At 35.5% G+C, this 17222-nt stretch carries 17 protein-coding genes; 14 read left to right on the top strand and 3 right to left on the bottom strand.

What is annotated here, in order from left to right; genetic code table 11:
- Positions 1 to 6: 6 nt before the first annotated feature.
- On the top strand, positions 7 to 648 hold the full coding sequence (locus CRT24_RS16670; RefSeq protein ID WP_099372311.1) for a gluconate 2-dehydrogenase subunit 3 family protein: 642 nt from the start codon (positions 7 to 9) through the stop codon (positions 646 to 648).
- Between the two features lie 58 nt (positions 649 to 706).
- Here CRT24_RS16670 and CRT24_RS16665 read toward each other — a convergent pair whose 3' ends face one another.
- Entirely contained in the window at positions 707 to 1318 is a 612-nt protein-coding gene (locus tag CRT24_RS16665; RefSeq protein ID WP_099372310.1) for an NUDIX hydrolase, read from the bottom strand.
- Here CRT24_RS16665 and pyrE point away from each other — a divergent pair.
- The 4 genes from pyrE (at position 1317) to trxB (ending at position 4474) form a co-directional block, all read left to right on the top strand.
- Complete coding sequence (gene pyrE, locus CRT24_RS16660; protein WP_099372309.1) at positions 1317 to 1964, top strand: orotate phosphoribosyltransferase; 648 nt, start codon at positions 1317 to 1319, stop codon at positions 1962 to 1964. The genes CRT24_RS16665 and pyrE overlap by 2 nt on opposite strands.
- A gap of 3 nt (positions 1965 to 1967) precedes the next feature.
- Complete coding sequence (locus tag CRT24_RS16655) at positions 1968 to 2366, top strand: SRPBCC family protein (RefSeq protein ID WP_099372308.1); 399 nt, start codon at positions 1968 to 1970, stop codon at positions 2364 to 2366.
- Positions 2367 to 2534: 168 nt separating this feature from the next.
- A complete protein-coding gene (locus CRT24_RS16650; protein WP_099372307.1) occupies positions 2535 to 3479 on the top strand; it encodes a 3'-5' exonuclease in 945 nt (314 codons plus the stop codon).
- 17 nt (positions 3480 to 3496) lie between these two features.
- Positions 3497 to 4474 (top strand): thioredoxin-disulfide reductase, encoded by a 978-nt coding sequence (trxB, locus tag CRT24_RS16645; protein WP_099372306.1) that lies wholly within the window; start codon positions 3497 to 3499, stop codon positions 4472 to 4474.
- A 201-nt stretch (positions 4475 to 4675) separates the two neighbouring features.
- On the opposite strand, the gene CRT24_RS16640 is transcribed toward trxB, so the two are convergent.
- Positions 4676 to 5410, bottom strand: a complete 735-nt coding sequence (locus tag CRT24_RS16640) for a DUF3575 domain-containing protein (protein WP_180269162.1) — start codon at positions 5408 to 5410, stop codon at positions 4676 to 4678.
- A gap of 124 nt (positions 5411 to 5534) precedes the next feature.
- The gene (locus CRT24_RS16635; protein ID WP_099372304.1) at positions 5535 to 6323 is read right to left on the bottom strand and encodes a Cof-type HAD-IIB family hydrolase; all 789 of its coding nucleotides are present in this window, start codon (positions 6321 to 6323) and stop codon (positions 5535 to 5537) included.
- Between the two features lie 45 nt (positions 6324 to 6368).
- Between CRT24_RS16635 and CRT24_RS16630 the strand changes: the two genes are divergently transcribed.
- The 9 genes from CRT24_RS16630 (at position 6369) to CRT24_RS16590 (ending at position 17221) form a co-directional block, all read left to right on the top strand.
- Entirely contained in the window at positions 6369 to 7553 is a 1185-nt protein-coding gene (locus CRT24_RS16630) for an SAM-dependent methyltransferase (RefSeq protein WP_099372303.1), read from the top strand.
- Positions 7554 to 7731: 178 nt separating this feature from the next.
- A complete protein-coding gene (pheT, locus tag CRT24_RS16625; RefSeq protein WP_099372302.1) occupies positions 7732 to 10125 on the top strand; it encodes a phenylalanine--tRNA ligase subunit beta in 2394 nt (797 codons plus the stop codon).
- Positions 10126 to 10152: 27 nt separating this feature from the next.
- Positions 10153 to 10461 carry a hypothetical protein gene (locus CRT24_RS16620; RefSeq protein WP_099372301.1) on the top strand — a complete coding sequence of 103 codons (309 nt, stop codon included), beginning with the start codon at positions 10153 to 10155 and terminating at the stop codon, positions 10459 to 10461.
- A gap of 50 nt (positions 10462 to 10511) precedes the next feature.
- Positions 10512 to 10802: a cell division protein ZapA gene (locus CRT24_RS16615; protein WP_099372300.1), complete on the top strand. Its 291-nt coding sequence runs from the start codon at positions 10512 to 10514 to the stop codon at positions 10800 to 10802.
- 271 nt (positions 10803 to 11073) lie between these two features.
- Positions 11074 to 12633: a ribonuclease Y gene (gene rny / locus CRT24_RS16610; protein ID WP_099372299.1), complete on the top strand. Its 1560-nt coding sequence runs from the start codon at positions 11074 to 11076 to the stop codon at positions 12631 to 12633.
- Between the two features lie 140 nt (positions 12634 to 12773).
- Complete coding sequence (locus tag CRT24_RS16605) at positions 12774 to 13463, top strand: response regulator transcription factor (protein ID WP_099372298.1); 690 nt, start codon at positions 12774 to 12776, stop codon at positions 13461 to 13463.
- Positions 13460 to 14794, top strand: a complete 1335-nt coding sequence (locus tag CRT24_RS16600) for a HAMP domain-containing sensor histidine kinase (protein WP_099372297.1) — start codon at positions 13460 to 13462, stop codon at positions 14792 to 14794. The genes CRT24_RS16605 and CRT24_RS16600 overlap by 4 nt, the downstream gene beginning before the upstream one ends.
- A 64-nt stretch (positions 14795 to 14858) precedes the next feature.
- Entirely contained in the window at positions 14859 to 16115 is a 1257-nt protein-coding gene (locus CRT24_RS16595) for a TolC family protein (RefSeq protein WP_099372296.1), read from the top strand.
- 116 nt (positions 16116 to 16231) lie between these two features.
- Entirely contained in the window at positions 16232 to 17221 is a 990-nt protein-coding gene (locus CRT24_RS16590; protein WP_180269161.1) for an efflux RND transporter periplasmic adaptor subunit, read from the top strand.
- Position 17222 lies beyond the last annotated feature (1 nt).

Raw genomic sequence — 17222 nt, 5'->3', positions numbered from 1 at the left:
ACAGATATGAATAGAAGAGATTCATTAAAAGCTTTAGGGTTAATTGCTGCAGGGTCAGGAGTTTTGGCCTCAGCCTGTAAAGATGAAAAAGGTCAAGCAGCCAAGGTTGCGACCGAAGGAAGTTCAGATATGATGCCTGGTGTTCAGGAATTTGAACACAAAAGAACGGAAGCATTAAAAGCTGAGAAATTTTTCACGGAACATGAAATGGCCACCATTACGGTTTTGGCTGATATTATTATTCCCAAAGATGACGTTTCAGGAAGTGCTTCTGAGGCTGGTGTTCCTGCATTTATAGAGTTTATGTCAAAAGATATTCCAAGCTATCAAACTCCATTAAGGGGAGGTTTGAAATGGCTGGATGTGCAGTGCCAGAAAACTTATGGAAATGCCTTCATCAAATGTAAAAAGGATCAACAAATAGCGATGATTGATGAAATAGCTTACCCTCAGAAAGCAAAGCCAGAAATGGCATATGGGGTGGCATTTTTCTCGATGATGCGTGATTTGACATCAACAGGATTTTTTACCAGTGAGATGGGCGTAAAAGATATTGGTTATAAAGGAAATACTCCTGGGGTATGGAATGGTGTGCCAGCTGATGTATTGGCAACGCATGGATTTGACCCGAATAAGTTTTTCGGATAACAACGAAACTAAAATGTCAAATAAAAAAGGAGCTATTTCAATATAGCTCCTTTTTTATTTAATTTTTTATCGTTGCAACGATTTCCGAAATTAGGGGATAGGTATTTTCTTTTACTTTTTTAAGTTCTGAAGCTTTTAACCATTCTGCCTGATCAATATCTTCTTCTAATTGCGGAGTTAGTTTTGGGATTTTATTGACTCCCATTTGGTACCATTTTGTTTGTTTGAGAACAAATCTGTTTCTCATGTAATAGGTATGATAAGTTGTCGCTATTTTTTTTCCTAGGTAATCTATCTCTATTCCACATTCTTCTTCCACTTCTCTCACTGCAGCATCTTTCATTTTTTCGCCTTCTTCGACTTTTCCTTTAGGGAGGTCCCACTTTCCTAACCGATGAATAAACAGGTATTCACCATTGCCATTTGTTACTAATCCACCTGCTGCTTTTATAATCTTTGTTGTTGATAATATTTTTTTGAAAACTTTTCTGATATTGGGATGTATGTATAGGTACACGGTTTTATCAGTTGTATGTGCGGAATCGTTAAAAAGTTTTTCCAAATCAATGTCTTGTAAACCAATTGTTTGAGCTTTTTCTTTAATATGAGGGGTGTAATCTGCCAAAATTAACAGAGATTGGTTCATATAAATTTTATAAATTTGTGCCATGAATTATTTAAATGAGGTTGAACAAAAAGTTGCTGAATCCTTATTGCAAATTAAAGCAATAAAATTACAACCTAAAAACCCTTTTACATGGGCGTCGGGATGGAAGTCACCAATTTATTGTGATAATAGGGTTGCATTGTCGCATCCATCCATCCGTACTTACATTCGTCAGAAGCTATCTCAGTTGATTCAAGAGGAGTTTGGTTCGGTTGATATGATTTCCGGAGTTGCAACTGCAGGTATACCTCAAGGTGTTCTGGTTGCTCAAGATTTAGGTCTTCCGTTTTCATATGTTCGCAGCAGTGCAAAAGACCACGGTCGCCAAAACCTTATTGAAGGCGAAGTAAATAGTGGACAACGCGTCGTTGTAATCGAAGATCTAGTTTCTACAGGTAAAAGCAGTTTGCAAGCTGTTAAAGCCTTACGTGACGCCGGATGCAATGTGGTAGGTTTAGTTTCTATCTTTACTTATGGATTGGAAATTGCTCGCAAAAACTTCGAAGAAGCAAAATGTACATTCCATAGTCTATGTAATTACGATGCTTTAATTCATGTTGCTGCCTCTAATAGTTATATCTTGGAATCAGATATCGAATTGTTGGAGAAGTGGAAAATTGATCCCGAAAATTGGAACCCAGAATCTTAAACTATGACTGTAATTCAAAATACTGTTGAAATTAATAAACCCGTATCAGAGGTTTATAATTTCTTGTCTGATATGAACAACCATGAACAGCTGATGCCTGACAATATTGTTAATTGGACATCAACTGCTGATGAAACTAGATTTACCATTAAAAACATGGCTAAATTGTCTTTACGTATCAGTGAAAGATTAGAAAATAAAGAATTGGTAAGTGTACCTTTTGAAGAAGCACCTTTTCCATTAACATTGAGATGGCAATTGGAACCTACTTCTGAAAATAGCACGAATTCAACTTTCATAATCGAAGCAGGTTTGAATATGATGATGAAGATGATGGCTTCAGGTCCATTACAAAAATTGGTGGATTATCAAGTGAATAGACTTAAAGAGGTTCTTGGTTAATCAAGGACAATCGAAATAATTAGGCTCCAGATATTTCTGGAGCTTTTTTTATATAAACCAGTATAAAAATTTACATCCAAGAGATTTAATGTTCAAGAATAGAGGTTATTCTCAAGGATAGTTTTCGTAAATTTGTACAATTTGCAATTTGCTAGTAATTATTAGATAATGGAGTTAAAGTTAAAGCGCCCCTTGGCATTTTTTGATTTGGAAACTACGGGAGTTATGGTTTCAAATGACAGAATAGTAGAAGTTTCAATCTTAAAGGTTAGCCCGGGAGGTAAGGAAGAGACCCTGACGTTAAAAGTGAATCCTGAAATGCCTATTCCTGCAGAATCATCGATGTTCCATGGTATTTATGACGAGGATGTCAAAGATCTTCCGACTTTCCGTGAACGTGCTCAGGAGATTGCAGACTTCATTGCCGATGCTGATTTGGCTGGATATAATTCCAATAAATTTGATGTACCCATGTTGATGGAAGAATTCCTGAGAGCTGGTGTAGACTTCAGCCTTGATGGCCGTTCATTTGTTGATGTGCAAAACATATTCCATCAAATGGAACAAAGGACTCTAAAAGCTGCATATAAGTTTTATTGCAATGAAAACTTGGATAACGCCCATACTGCTGAAGCCGATGTAAAAGCTACTTATGAAGTTCTTAAAGCCCAGTTAGCAAAGTACGAAAATGTAGAATATGAGGATAAGCATGGTGTGGTATCAAAACCAGTAGTAAACGATGTCGAAGCATTACATGCTTTCACTAATCTTAGTAAACCAGTGGATTTTGCTGGTCGTTTGGTTTTCGATGCTGATGGCGATCCTACGATTAACTTTGGAAAACATAAAGGCAAGAAAGTTGTAGATGTATTTGAAGTTGAACCTAGTTACTATTCATGGATGCAGAATGGAGATTTTCCATTGTATACCAAGAAAGTATTGGAGGGAATTTGGAACGAGCATAAAAATAAAAAGAAAGAAGCAAGGACAAACAACCCGGTACAATCGTCTAATCCTGTAAAGGAGGTCAATAGACCAGTAAAGAAATCTGAGCCAAGTAAACCCATAACAGATGATATGTTAAAGGGATTACAGGATAAATTTAAAAAATAAAGAACCATTTTAATATTATGATTACTAAAGAACAAGAAATTGAACGCGTATCCTGTTTGATTATAGGATCAGGTCCCGCAGGATATACTGCAGCAATTTATGCAGCGAGAGCTGATTTAAAACCTGTTGTTTATACCGGTATGGTCCCTGGTGGTCAATTGACACAAACTACTGAAGTTGACAACTTTCCGGGTTATCCGCAAGGGATAACTGGTCCTGTAATGATGGAAGATCTTCGTGCTCAAGCTGAAAGATTCGGAACAGATGTTCGTTTTGGTTATGCTACAAAAGTTGATTTTTCAACCGATGGTGGTATTCATAAAGTAGAGATCGACAATGTGAAAACTATTGAAGCGGAAACTGTAATCATCGCTACAGGTGCTACAGCTAAATGGTTAGGACTTGATTCAGAAGAAAAATATAATGGTTTTGGTGTTTCTGCATGTGCTGTATGTGACGGTTTTTTCTTTAAAGGTCAAGATGTTGCCATTGTAGGTGCAGGAGATACTGCAGCTGAAGAGGCTACCTACTTAGCTAAACTTTGTAGAAAAGTGTATATGCTTGTGCGTAGAGATGAATTTAGAGCTTCGAAAGCAATGGTTCACCGTGTAAACAATACAGCAAATATTGAAGTGCTTTACAATACTGAGGCTATTGAAATCTTAGGTGATGGACAAGTTGTCAATGGCGTTAAAGTTATCAATAACCAAACTAAGCATATTCAGGATATTGATGTAACTGGATTTTTCGTGGCAATTGGTCATAAGCCAAATACTGAACTTTTCCAAGGAATTCTTGATATGGACGAAACTGGTTATTTAATTACTAAACCAGATAGTACAGCAACTAATATCCCCGGAGTTTTTGCATGTGGAGATGTTCAAGATCACGTATTTCGCCAAGCGATCACAGCAGCAGGAACTGGATGTATGTCAGCCCTAGAAGCAGAACGCTACTTGATGGCAAAAGAAGATGTTGTCGAAGTGGAAGGATAAAATAGACAGTAGACAATAGACATAAGACATAAGAGCCTGTATAGTTCAATTATACAGGCTCTTTTTTTGACTTAATTCTAATTTGAAATACTTTTTAAACAACAGCAATGAAAACAGAGAAGATAATAAAATAGAAGATTTAAAAGAAGATAGATAAAACCCTTACTATCTCACATCTCACATCTCACATCTCAAATCTCTCTAAAACCTATACCCAATTGAAAGTCCAACTCGGATACCAGCCCAAGGGCCTTTAGCTTTAGCCGATGCTCCTTCGCCGTTCACCTCCGTTTCAACGTCGATTACATCCCCACCTATACCGTCCAATTCCTCTCTTAATGTTTCTTGTTCCTCAGGAGTCAATGTTTTCTTTCCTACTAAATTTAGGTTCGATCGACCATAGTGCGGACCCAAAATACGTAAGTCCATAAACACAGATTTGGCAAGCTTAAATTGACTTCCGATAACAAATCCAGCACTCCAGGTTTTGATGTCCAAATCTAGCGGGATATTTTCTGGTGCTTCTCCTTCAACCTCAAACTCATAATTAGACTGAATGTTATATTTACCATATTTGATAAATGGACCGATATAAAATCCTCTGGCACCTTCACTGCCTCTGCTCGTATAAAAGCGAAACTCAGGAGTAAAAGTAAAATGACTTAGAGTAGCATCCTGAAGGATTTTATCATCATCAATTAAATTTTCCAGTCTGTCCTTAAATGGAACCGAAGACTTTCCTCTAAAAGCAATACTTGCATTGACAGTCATCTTAGGTTTGATCTCTCTCTCATATTCAAATGCAAATGTCTTAGAGACTAATGGCAGCAGGTTAAATTTAACCGTGTTCTGTTGGGCCAATAAAAGGTTTGGAAATAATCCCAACATAATCAGAATGAGCCAATTAGTAATTGGCGATTTAGAGTTATTATTCATTTTAGTTAACATTTTGGTTTGTTGAACCAAATGTATACATCTTAATTAAAAAATTATATACCTATATAGAGGTATATTTAAATTATTTTAGAGTTAATTTTAAATTAAGACAGGTTAATTTTTCCTAAATCGCTCCGTAATGTTTTAAGGCATTCCAAATTCCATTATTATCTACATCATCAGTTGTATAATCTGCGATTTCTTTAACCTCAGGGTTTGCATTTCCCATAGCAACGCCAATATGAACATGTTTCAGCATGCTGATATCATTCCCACCATCTCCAAATGCCATGGTGTTTTCAAGCTCAATTCCAAAATGTTTGCAGAAAATATCAATGCCTACCTTTTTACTCAAACCTTTAGGGTTTACATCAGCAAAAAGTGGAGTCCATCTAGAAGCTAGAGAATTAGGCATAACAGTGTCCATAAATTGCTGTTCATCATCTGGCCCTAAAAATATATTGGTTTGTAGAATACTTGAGGTGTCCACAGTATCCATGTTCACTAATTTTGGAACGGGTAAATTTAGATGAGCATACATTCCTGCGATCTCTGGAGTAACATCATGAATGGTAATTTCTTTTTCAGACATAAATGAGAAGCTCAATGGCTGCTCTTGAGCATATTTCAATACCGATTCAATATCCTGTTTATCGATTGCCTGTTTGAACAATATCTCAAATGTATTGGTCACGCAGTAACCACCATTAAAAGTAATATACCCGTCAAAATCCAGGAATTTCACATGATCAATACTATTAATGGACCTTCCAGTAGATAGAATGGTTTTTATACCATGAGTCTGTAATATTTTGATAGCTTCAACTGTGGATTTTGGAACTTCGTGTGTTTTAAAGCTTAATAATGTTCCATCTATGTCGAAAAATACTGCTTTGATCTTAGGTTTTAGCATATACAAATGTACATTTCTGTATCTTTGTAGACAAATCAAAATAAAATGGTATTTGAAGATTTAATAAAGAACTTGAAGGCACTCATTCAAGAGCAAAAATTGGTAAAAGTGTCTTTGGGTAATTATAAGGGAACTGAAGCAAACTTGAAAAACATTTACATCAAACCTGTACTGATAAAACAAGAATTGCTCCTTTCTTTTGTTTTCAGATATCAAACAAATGATATAACCAAAAACTTTAGCATAGATCAAGCAATCGATGAAATCAGCAGCTATGTTGGTTTCAAGGGTTTTAGATTGGTAAATCTTCAAACGACCTCTGAAAACGTGATTTATCAGATGAATAAAAAAGCTGAATGGAGAGTGCAAAAAGAAAAAGTAGTTGGTAGGGAGCCTCAATCTTATACTCATGATAAACAAAAGGATAGAAAACTGAGTGATTCAACTAAATCCTATTTACATGAATTGAACCTCACAGATCAGGAGGGAAAGGTTTATAAAAATGCTCAAGACAAATGGAAACAAATAAACCATTACATTGAGTTGCTGAGTTCTTCACTTTCTCATCTGCCTGAAAATAAAAATCTTAAGGTTGTTGATATGGGAGCAGGTAAAGGTTATTTGACTTTTGCACTGTATGATTATTTAAAGAATAATTTGAACCGAAATGTCGAAGTAGAGGGAGTGGAGTTTAGGAAAGATCTGGTTGACTTTTGTAATGAAGTGGCTGTGAAATCCGATTTTAATCACCTAGGATTTGTTGAAGGAACTATTGAAGACTATCAATCTAAAGAGCCTGTTGATGTTTTAATTGCTCTTCATGCTTGTGATACTGCCACCGATGATGCCATTTTTAAAGGGATAAAAGATGAATCTTCGCTCATTGTAGTAGCGCCTTGTTGCCATAAACAAGTCCGTAGACAGCTTGAAGAAGTAAAAGCAAAGAATGACCTGGAATTTATGACCAAATATGGAATCTTTATGGAGCGTCATGCAGAAATGTTGACGGATAGCATCCGAGCCCTCATCTTAGAATTCTACGGTTATGAAACAAAAGTAATGCAGTTTATTTCTGATCAACATACTCCAAAAAATGTGATGATCGTAGGTCTGAAAAAATCAATAGATCCAAAAAAACAATCATTAATCTTAGAAAAAATCAAAAGCTTGAAATCTTATTTTGGTATTAATTATCAGTACCTTGAAAGATTATGTGGCCTTGATAGTTAGCTAATTATCTCGAATTAGATAAAATCAAATTAAAATAACTTGGATTTACAATTTTTGATATTATATACATTCTTATTAGAAGCTTATTTATAAAATCGGTCAAATCCTGATAATAGTCCAAAAAACCTGTGCAAATAGGTCACAAAGTTCTATCTTTGTGTCTTGAAAAATTGTAGCGATGAGAATTTCTTATAATTGGTTAAAGAATTTTATTGATATAGATAAAACCCCTGAGGAGCTTTCCTTAATTCTGACAGACATAGGCTTAGAGGTTGAATCCCTCGAAGTTGAACAAAGTATTCCTGGTGGATTAGCAGGGTTAGTAGTTGGTGAAGTGATCACCTGTGAGCAACATCCAAATGCTGACAAATTAAAAATTACTACCGTTAATGTAGGTCAACCTGAACTTCTGAACATTGTTTGTGGTGCTCCAAATGTAAGAGTAGGTTTAAAGGTTATTGTTGCACAAGTAGGTACAACATGTCACCCAACCACTGGAGAACCTTTTAAAATCACAAAATCAAAAATTCGTGGTGAAGCTTCTGAAGGTATGCTTTGTGGTGAAGATGAAATAGGTTTGGGTACTTCACATGCAGGTATCGTTGAATTATCAGCAGATGCCGAAGTTGGGAGTCTAGTGAAATCATATTTCAATATGGAAGATGATTATTGCTATGAAATTGGATTGACTCCTAATCGTGCTGATGCTGCATCGCACTTAGGTGTAGCTAGAGATTTGGCGGCTTATTTCAGAACCGAGATTAAACCGTTAGACTTGTCTGATTTCAAAGCCTCAACAAATAAAGATACATCTGTAAGAGTGGATTCTATTGAAGATGCTCCTAGATATTCAGGTATCAACATTAAAAATATTAAGGTTGCAGAATCGCCGGAGTGGTTAAGGAATAAGTTAGCTGCAATCGGAGTAAGATCTATCAATAATATCGTAGATGTTACCAATTATATATTACATGATTTAGGTCAACCCTTACATGCATTTGATCAGGATAAGATTTCTGGAAATCAAGTTATTGTAAGAAAAGCAAAAGAAGGGGAGCTATTCACTACATTAGATGGAGTTGAGCGCAAATTATCCTCAGAAGATCTTGTAATTGCAGATGCTGAAAAGCCTATGTGTATCGCTGGTGTATTTGGAGGTGAACATTCTGGAGTAACAGAAGGAACTACTTCTATATTCTTAGAATCTGCGTATTTCAATCCTGTTTCTGTACGTAAGACCTCGAAAAGACATACCTTAAAAACTGACTCATCGTTTCGTTTTGAGCGCGGTACTAACCCAGATATTACGGTAGAAGCGTTGAAAAAAGCTGCTATATTGATTGCAGAAGTCGCAGGTGGTGAAGTGTCTTCAGAAATTGTGGATTTATATCCTAATCCTATTGCTCCGTTTGAGTTCCCAATAACTTATGCTAATATTCAACGCGTTATTGGAAAGGATATTCCTGCAGCAACTATTAAGGAAATCATTATCAGCTTAGGCATCGAGATTAAAAATGAAACAAATGAAGGTTTCGATGTATTGGTACCTCCATACAAAGTGGATGTAACTCGTGAGATTGATGTCGTAGAAGAGGTTTTAAGAATTTATGGGTATAATAATATTGAGCTAAAGACTCAAATTAAAGCTTCATTAAATACTTCTGAAAAACCAGATAGAGAGGTTGTTCTAAATCAGATTGCTGATTTGCTGATTTCAAATGGATATAGAGAAATCCTGAGTAATTCATTGACTAAGGATGAGTATCTAGAAAATCCAGAAACAGCAGTGAAGCTATTGAATCCACTAAGCAGTGACTTGGACGTTATGCGTCAGAATCTATTGTTCTCAGCATTGGTTGCAATAGGCTATAATCAAAAACGTAGATCAGCTGATCTAAAAGTTTTCGAATACGGAAGATCTTATAATTTGGTTGAGGAGAACTATGTTGAAAAACAATTATTCTCATTAGCAATTGCTGGTAGAAAAGAATCTGAACAATGGAACAACAGCAACAATGTTGTTAGCTTTTTTGATATTAAAGCTCCAGTAGATGCAATCATCAAAAGATTAAAGGTAGAGGGCATTCGTATTGAAGAATACGAAGGAACGTATTTTGATTATGGCTTGTCTTATAAAAAAGGTGAGAAGGTCTTAGTTTCTTTGGGTGCTGTTTCGAAGAAAAATCTGAAGAAGACGGATGTTGATGGTCCTGTTTTCTTTGCACAATTTGATTTTGATTTATTAGTTAAGGTTATCAAGAAAAATAAAATCACCTACAAAGAGGTGTCTAAATTCCCTTCAGTTCGACGTGATTTAGCCTTATTGTTGGATGAGTCTGTTAGTTTCGAGCAATTGCGTTTAATTGCCAATAAGACAGAGCGGAAGTTATTGAAGGAAGTTCAGATTTTCGATGTTTATAAAGGCGATAAATTGCCTTCAGGCAAGAAGTCATACGCGTTGAGTTTTATCCTTCAGGATGAAGAAAAAACGCTAACGGACAAACAAATTGATACCATAATTCAAAAATTAATTATTAACTTTGAGAAAGAAGTTGGCGCTACAGTGCGCTAAATCAATATAAATTAATTGCGAAATACTATGGCGTCATTATCTTCCCAAATGAATATTATCGTTGAGAAAACGAAAAATCTTATTCAATTGTGTGAAGCCTTGCAAGAAGAGAATGATCTATTAAAGTTAGAAGTTCAATCTTTGCAAGTTGCCTTTGAGACGAGTTCAGAAAAGGTTAAACAGCTGGAAGACAAGGTTAAAGCTTTGGCAGTAGCGAAGACTTTAGACAATTCGGAGATTGACAAAGATGCCATAAATGAAAAAGTACTTGACACAAAACGAAAAATTAACGATTTTGTGCGAGAAATAGACAAATGTATAAGTCTATTGAAGTAGGGAACAGGGAAGTTGGAAACAGACTTATAACGTTATAAAGCTCAAAGAAAATGGGAGAAATTTCCATAAAAATAAATATCGCTGATCGAGTATATCCATTACGTGTAGAAACGGAGGAGGAAGAGGTAATTAGATATGCTGCGAAGCTTATAAACGAAAAAATAAAAGAACTGCAGGATAATTATGCGGTTCGTGATAAACAGGACTTATTGTCGATGTGTGTATTGCAATATGCAACGGGGATGATAAAGGCTGAAAGGAACAGCAAAAACCAAGATACTGGTTTAGAAAGTTCCATTCACGAGCTTGATAATATTTTGACAGATTTCTTCAAGAAATAATACGTTTACGTTCTTAGAATTTAGAGCTTGTAACGACGAATTTGCCGCAATTAAATTCGGGTTGTCACTATTTTAAACTTAACGCTTCAATATCACGAGCAACACAAAGATGTAGGCCATTTTGCGAAAGCCATCTAGGTCATGATCATACGCTCAAATCATGTGTAATCGAAGTTTAATAATACATGGTACCTGATTAATTTAATTGCGGTTTTTTTTTGAATAAATGCTATTACATTAACATAACAGAAATACATATAAATAATAACAAATGGAGTATACAACTACTATATCAATAATAATTTCACTGGTTGTCGGTGTTTTTATTGGGCGATATCTCTTGCAGATGCTGTTCAAAAAACAAGAACAGTCAGCGAATGATAAGGCTGCTCAGATTGTGAAGGATGCAGAACAACAAGCTGAACACATTAAAAAACAACGGCAGTTAGAAGCTAAAGAGAAATTCTTGCAGCTGAAAGCTGAACATGAAAAGGAAGTAAACCAAAAAAACAATACAATCTCTCAGAAAGAGAATACTATCCGTCAAAAAGAACAGTCATTGAATCAAAAATTGGAAAATCTAAACCGTGAAAAACAGGATTTAGATAATAAAACCAAGAAATTGGATCAAATGATCGAATTGAATGACAAGAAGAAAGAAGAAGTTGAGCAATTAAAAGGTCAACATATCAAGCAATTGGAAAGCATTGCAGGACTATCTGCTGATGAAGCTAAAGAGCAATTGGTTAGTTCATTACGTGAAGAAGCTCGCTCTCAGGCTATCATGCAAATCAAAGATATCGTTGATGAAGCAAAATTAACAGCTTCAAAAGAAGCGAAGAAAGTCGTTATCCAAACGATCCAACGTACTGCTACAGAATCTGCAATCGAAAATACAGTATCTATTTTCAATATTGAAAATGATGAAATTAAAGGTCGTATCATCGGTCGTGAGGGACGTAATATCCGCGCTCTAGAAGCTGCGACAGGTGTTGAGATTATTGTGGATGACACTCCAGAGGCTATCATCCTTTCAGGATTTGATCCTGTAAGACGTGAGATCGCTCGTTTGTCACTACATAGATTGGTTACGGATGGACGTATTCACCCTGCTCGTATTGAGGAAGTAGTTGCTAAAACTCGTACTCAAATCGAAGATGAGATCGTTGAAATCGGTGAACGTACTGTCATTGACTTAGGTATTCATGGATTGCACCCTGAATTGATCAGAATGGTCGGAAGAATGAGATATCGTTCTTCTTATGGACAGAACCTATTACAGCACTCTCGTGAAGTTGCGAATTTCGCTGCTACAATGGCTGCAGAATTAGGCTTAAATGTTAAACATGCTAAACGTGCTGGGCTTCTGCATGATATTGGTAAAGTTCCCGATGATAATCCAGAGCTTCCACACGCGATTTTAGGTATGCAATTGGCAGAGAAATACAAAGAACATCCTGACGTTTGTAATGCTATCGGTGCGCACCATGACGAGATCGAAATGACGTCCATGATTTCTCCAATTGTACAAGCTTGTGACGCTATTTCAGGTGCTCGCCCAGGCGCGCGTCGTGAAGTTGTAGAAAGCTATATCAAGAGATTGAAAGAACTTGAAGATCTAGCATTATCTTACCCAGGTGTAGAGAAAACCTTCGCTATTCAAGCAGGACGTGAATTACGTGTAGTTGTAGAAAGCGAAAAAGTTTCTGATGCACAAGCAGAGATCTTAGCAGCAGATATATCAAATCGTATTCAAACTGAAATGACTTACCCTGGTCAAATTAAAGTAACTGTTATCAGGGAAACAAGATCAGTATCTTACGCAAAGTAAGACAGATATTTAAATCAATAGAAGACTCACCAATAGGTGGGTCTTTTTTTATTGGTTTAAAGATTAGAGTTCGATTAGAATTATGATTGACTAAGGTAAACATCTTGATAAATAGTTAAATTTGTGGTATTTTGATGATTATGCAAATATTAGTTGTAGAAGATGACCACAGAATAAGTTCCTTTCTTATCAAAGGATTGGAAGAAAATGGTTTTTTAGTCACGTTATGCAAGAATGCAGAGCAGGCTTTGATTGAAGAAAATCTAAAAATTCAGTGGGACATTATCATTATCGATATTATGTTGCCAGGTATAGATGGTATACAACTTCTACAAACCCTTCGATACAAACAAGTATTCGCTCCTGTATTAATGTTGAGTGCATTAAACTCTGTTCAAGACAAAGTTTCTTCCCTAGATAATGGAGCCGATGATTATTTGACCAAGCCCTTTCACTTCGAAGAATTATTATCCAGAATCAATGCTTTGAGCAGACGAAGGACCTATCATTTGCAAAATAAACCCAAGAATGCCATTTTAACCTTTTCTGATTTGGTAATCGATACTGATCAATATCAAGTATTCTTGAGCAATGAACTCATTGATCTATCCCCAAGGGAATACAAGCTGTTAATGTACTTGGTAGAAAACAAGAACAGAACAGTTAGTCGTATGCAAATCTTGAATGCAGTGTGGGGGATTACTTTCAATAACCACAGTAATGTTGTAGATGTATATATTTCTTATTTGAGAAATAAGATTGAAACCACTGATCAGAAATTTATCAATACCACCAAAGGTGTTGGTTATATGTTTAAGTATGACTCATGAAATTAAAGCATAGGCTAGCGTTATATTCTGTACTTATATTTAGTGTTATTACGCTACTGATTTCTATTGCAATTTATTTCTCATATTATGTACAGATGGAGAAGTCTCATCACCATGCTTTAGAAAGCAAATCTCTGTTGGCTGCAATCTATTATTTGGAGCGTGATGAATTGACAAGCCCTGAACATGAAAATATCCAACGTCAGCTACAGAAAACTATTTCAAGAAGGGATATCGTTGTTTTTGATAGCCTGAATCGTAAGACTGCGGGGGATATGGCCAGTATAAGCGATATTTCTCATAACTTTATCAATGAAGCCAGATCAGATAGAAAAGCTTCATTTAACACCAAATATTTCTTTTATAACGGAATTTATTACAGCGATAATGAAGGCGATTTTGTAATTGTAACCAGAGAATCCAAAAATAATTTCAATAGCCAGATGCAATCTTTGTTGCAGATTCTTGTGGTTTCTTTTTTAGTTGGTTTGTTGATTATCTATTTCTTTTCAAGGTATTTGGGTTATATAGCCTATAAACCTATCATTGATGTCATTAATCAAATCAAAGACCGTGATAGCAAGAATTTCGATAAGCCCATTGAATTAGACCGTTCTTATTCTGAAATCCAGGATTTGGTTAATACCTATAACTTATTCGTAGATCGTATTTCACAGACCTTCAATGTACAGAAGAATTTCATTGACTATGTTTCTCATGAATTGAGGACACCTATTACAGCTTTGTTGGGTACATTAGAAGTGACAAATTATAAGGGTCGTAGTAAAGAAGAGTATGAAGAGGTAGTGAACCAATTAAAACAGTATACCAATGATCTTGAGGAAACATTAGAACATATGATGCTGTTGTCTGGAGCCAAAACTAGTTTTGAGTTCTCCAGATTAAGAATTGATGAAATCATTTGGCAAGTGATAGAAAATGCTTTTCTATATTATGAGGCTAATGTTGAGGTGGAGTTGAAAGTTGAAGATACCAAATTATTGGAATGGCAGGGCAATGATAAATTATTGGCACTGGCAATAAATAACATTGTAGAGAACGCTATCAAATACTCAAATAATAAACCTGTTAAAATTATCATCCATGAAATCGCCGGGAAACTTCAAGTAATAGTAAAGGATAAGGGGATAGGTATAACTGGGGATGATCTAAAAAAAGTTAAACAGAACTTCTACCGCGGTAAGAATACAGATAAATATTCTGGTAAAGGAATTGGTTTATCGATGGCCAATATCATTCTAAACCTCCATAAAATCGAGTTGGAAATTCAAAGCCAACCAACTGGTACTGAAGTGAAATTGAATTTCTAATCAAATTCTAATCTAATTTAAAATTCACCTTAATCTTGAAGTTTAATCTTTGCACAAGGATTAAATGGAAAAGAAATTACATATACTTTTGATACTGTTTTGCTTCCAACTGGCAGCAAAAGCACAAACCTATTCATTGCAGGATTTGGAATCTCAATTCCTAGAAAATAACCTGCAATTAATTGCCAATAAATTCAATGTCAATAAAGCTGATGCACTTATAGTACAAGAGAAATTATGGGCTAACCCAAGCTTTACAGTTGATAATATCAATTTATGGTCAAACCCATCTTTTGAAACTATGCCCAATATTATTGGGAATTATGGCAGTAAGCAACAGGTTAACATGGATCTGGAACAGTTAATTGAAACAGCAGGGAAGAGAAAAAAGAGAGTAGCCATTAAAACTTTAGAAAGAAATGCAGCAAGATTGGAGTTCGAAGAACTGCTGAGGCAATTGAAATTGGAATTGAGGACCAACTTCCATAGCCTTGGCAGAATTCAACTTGAAGAATTTCAGTTGAATTCAATCTATGAATTGTTCACACAGCTCAATAGCCAGTATAAGGCTCAATCTGAAAAACAGCATGTATCTCAAGTCAGTTATATAAGGATTCATACAGAACTTATCGGAATCCAAAAGGAATTGATGGACTTGCAAACAGAAAAAAACGACAAGCTACAACATCTTAGAATCCTTACACAGAACCCTAAGTTGGATCTTGAAAATATAGATTTTGGTGATGTAGAATTACACTTTCCGAAAACTATTCCAATCAACCTAAAAGAAACTGCTATGGCTCAAAACATAACTATACAATTTTTAGGGAATGATATCAATCTTTCTGAAAAGCAATTTTCATTAGAAAAAGCTCAGAGAACACCAAACTTGAATTTTCTAATGAACTATGAACGTGGTGGGAATGTAATGGACAATTTTTTTGGAGTTGGAGTAAACATTGATTTACCCATGTTCAATAGAAACAAAGGAAATATTCAAGCTGCAAAAATCCAAGTTGAGCAAAGCCAAGCAAGTTTAAAAGCAAAACAACGCGAGCTCGAAAATGAGATCGATAAATTATTGAGGCGATTGTCATTATACGAATCCAATTTAAAGCAATGGGATTTCAAAAATAACGACATCCACGGCCAAGTCCTTGAAAATTATATCAAGCATCTTCAAGAGAAGCAAGTGACTTTAATAGAATTCATCGACTTCTCGCAAGCTTATCGAGAAGCTCAACAAGCATATTTTGAGCTTCAAGAAAATTACCTCAACACATTTGAAGAATTACAGTACCTAACAGGTCAAGAATTATAATGAAGAATACCCAAAGTTTACCAATAGTTTTTTTAACTCTTCTTGTATGTTGCTTTGGCTGCAACCGCAGCCAGCAACAACAAGATAAATCGATCGACTCCGTAAAAACATTCTGCTTGAGTGATCAACTTAAGAAGTCGACAGAAATTATCGAAGCTAGTGAAAGTCCAATTGTTGAGCAATTGACTCTTTCTGGTAAAATTGAATATAATGAAAACGACTTAGTGACTTTCAGAAGCCTCCTGCTAGGCGTGGTCGAAAAAGTTGATTTCGAATTAGGAGATCAGGTTAAAAAAGGACAGGTACTCGCTGTCATTAAATCAACCGAAATCCAAAGCCTTTTCCAGCAAAAGAAGTCTCAACAAAATCAAATCAATCTATTAGGTAAGCTTCTCAATACAAAAAAAGACTTATTGAACGATGGGATGATATCCGAGCCTGAAATGCTACAAGTGGAGCATGAATTGGAAACAGCAAAATTAGAACTGAACAGGATTAATCAATCCCTTCAATTATATCATGCAGTAGGAGAGGGAACCTTTCAGATTTTAGCCCCTAAAAATGGATACATCATTCAAAAAGACATCAGCCAAGGACAAATAATAACTCATGAAAGTGACCCCTTGTTTTCCATTTCAAACCTCAAAGAGGTATGGGTAATGTTGAATGTGTATGCCAGTAATTTAAGATATATTAAAACCGGCGATCAGGTAAAAGTTAGAACAATAGCTTACCCTGATGAGGTTTATATTGGAAAAATCGATAAGATCTATAATGTATTCGATGCGAGTGAGCATGTCATGAAAGCTAGAGTGGTTTTGGAAAACCAAAACTTGAATCTGATGCCTGGATTGAACGCAGATATTATTATTGACAAAAAACGATTGGATCAAACTGCGATGGCTGTGCCAAATAAGTCTTTGATATTCAGTAATAATGAAAATTATCTTTTGATCTATCACGATGATTGCAATATAGAATCCCGAAAAGTTGAAGTGCTGACAAGCAATGAAGAAGTGACTTATGTAAAAGGCGATTTTAATGATCGCGAAAAAATAATAGGTTCCAATGCATTGTTGATTTTTGAACAATTGAGAGATCAATAGG

The sequence above is a fragment of the Sphingobacterium sp. 1.A.5 genome (genome assembly GCF_002734235.1).
Classification (GTDB): Bacteria; Bacteroidota; Bacteroidia; order Sphingobacteriales; family Sphingobacteriaceae; genus Sphingobacterium; species Sphingobacterium daejeonense.
This window is presented reverse-complemented; position numbering and strand designations above follow the sequence as displayed.

Coding starts and splice junctions, on each gene's coding strand:
- CRT24_RS16670 (WP_099372311.1), top strand. CDS start 7: ATGAATAGAAGAGATTCATTAAAAGCTTTAGGGTTAATTGCTGCAGGG.
- pyrE (WP_099372309.1), top strand. CDS start 1,317: ATGAATTATTTAAATGAGGTTGAACAAAAAGTTGCTGAATCCTTATTG.
- CRT24_RS16665 (WP_099372310.1), bottom strand. CDS start 1,318: ATGGCACAAATTTATAAAATTTATATGAACCAATCTCTGTTAATTTTG.
- CRT24_RS16655 (WP_099372308.1), top strand. CDS start 1,968: ATGACTGTAATTCAAAATACTGTTGAAATTAATAAACCCGTATCAGAG.
- CRT24_RS16650 (WP_099372307.1), top strand. CDS start 2,535: ATGGAGTTAAAGTTAAAGCGCCCCTTGGCATTTTTTGATTTGGAAACT.
- trxB (WP_099372306.1), top strand. CDS start 3,497: ATGATTACTAAAGAACAAGAAATTGAACGCGTATCCTGTTTGATTATA.
- CRT24_RS16640 (WP_180269162.1), bottom strand. CDS start 5,410: ATGAATAATAACTCTAAATCGCCAATTACTAATTGGCTCATTCTGATT.
- CRT24_RS16635 (WP_099372304.1), bottom strand. CDS start 6,323: ATGCTAAAACCTAAGATCAAAGCAGTATTTTTCGACATAGATGGAACA.
- CRT24_RS16630 (WP_099372303.1), top strand. CDS start 6,369: ATGGTATTTGAAGATTTAATAAAGAACTTGAAGGCACTCATTCAAGAG.
- pheT (WP_099372302.1), top strand. CDS start 7,732: ATGAGAATTTCTTATAATTGGTTAAAGAATTTTATTGATATAGATAAA.
- CRT24_RS16620 (WP_099372301.1), top strand. CDS start 10,153: ATGGCGTCATTATCTTCCCAAATGAATATTATCGTTGAGAAAACGAAA.
- CRT24_RS16615 (WP_099372300.1), top strand. CDS start 10,512: ATGGGAGAAATTTCCATAAAAATAAATATCGCTGATCGAGTATATCCA.
- rny (WP_099372299.1), top strand. CDS start 11,074: ATGGAGTATACAACTACTATATCAATAATAATTTCACTGGTTGTCGGT.
- CRT24_RS16605 (WP_099372298.1), top strand. CDS start 12,774: ATGCAAATATTAGTTGTAGAAGATGACCACAGAATAAGTTCCTTTCTT.
- CRT24_RS16600 (WP_099372297.1), top strand. CDS start 13,460: ATGAAATTAAAGCATAGGCTAGCGTTATATTCTGTACTTATATTTAGT.
- CRT24_RS16595 (WP_099372296.1), top strand. CDS start 14,859: ATGGAAAAGAAATTACATATACTTTTGATACTGTTTTGCTTCCAACTG.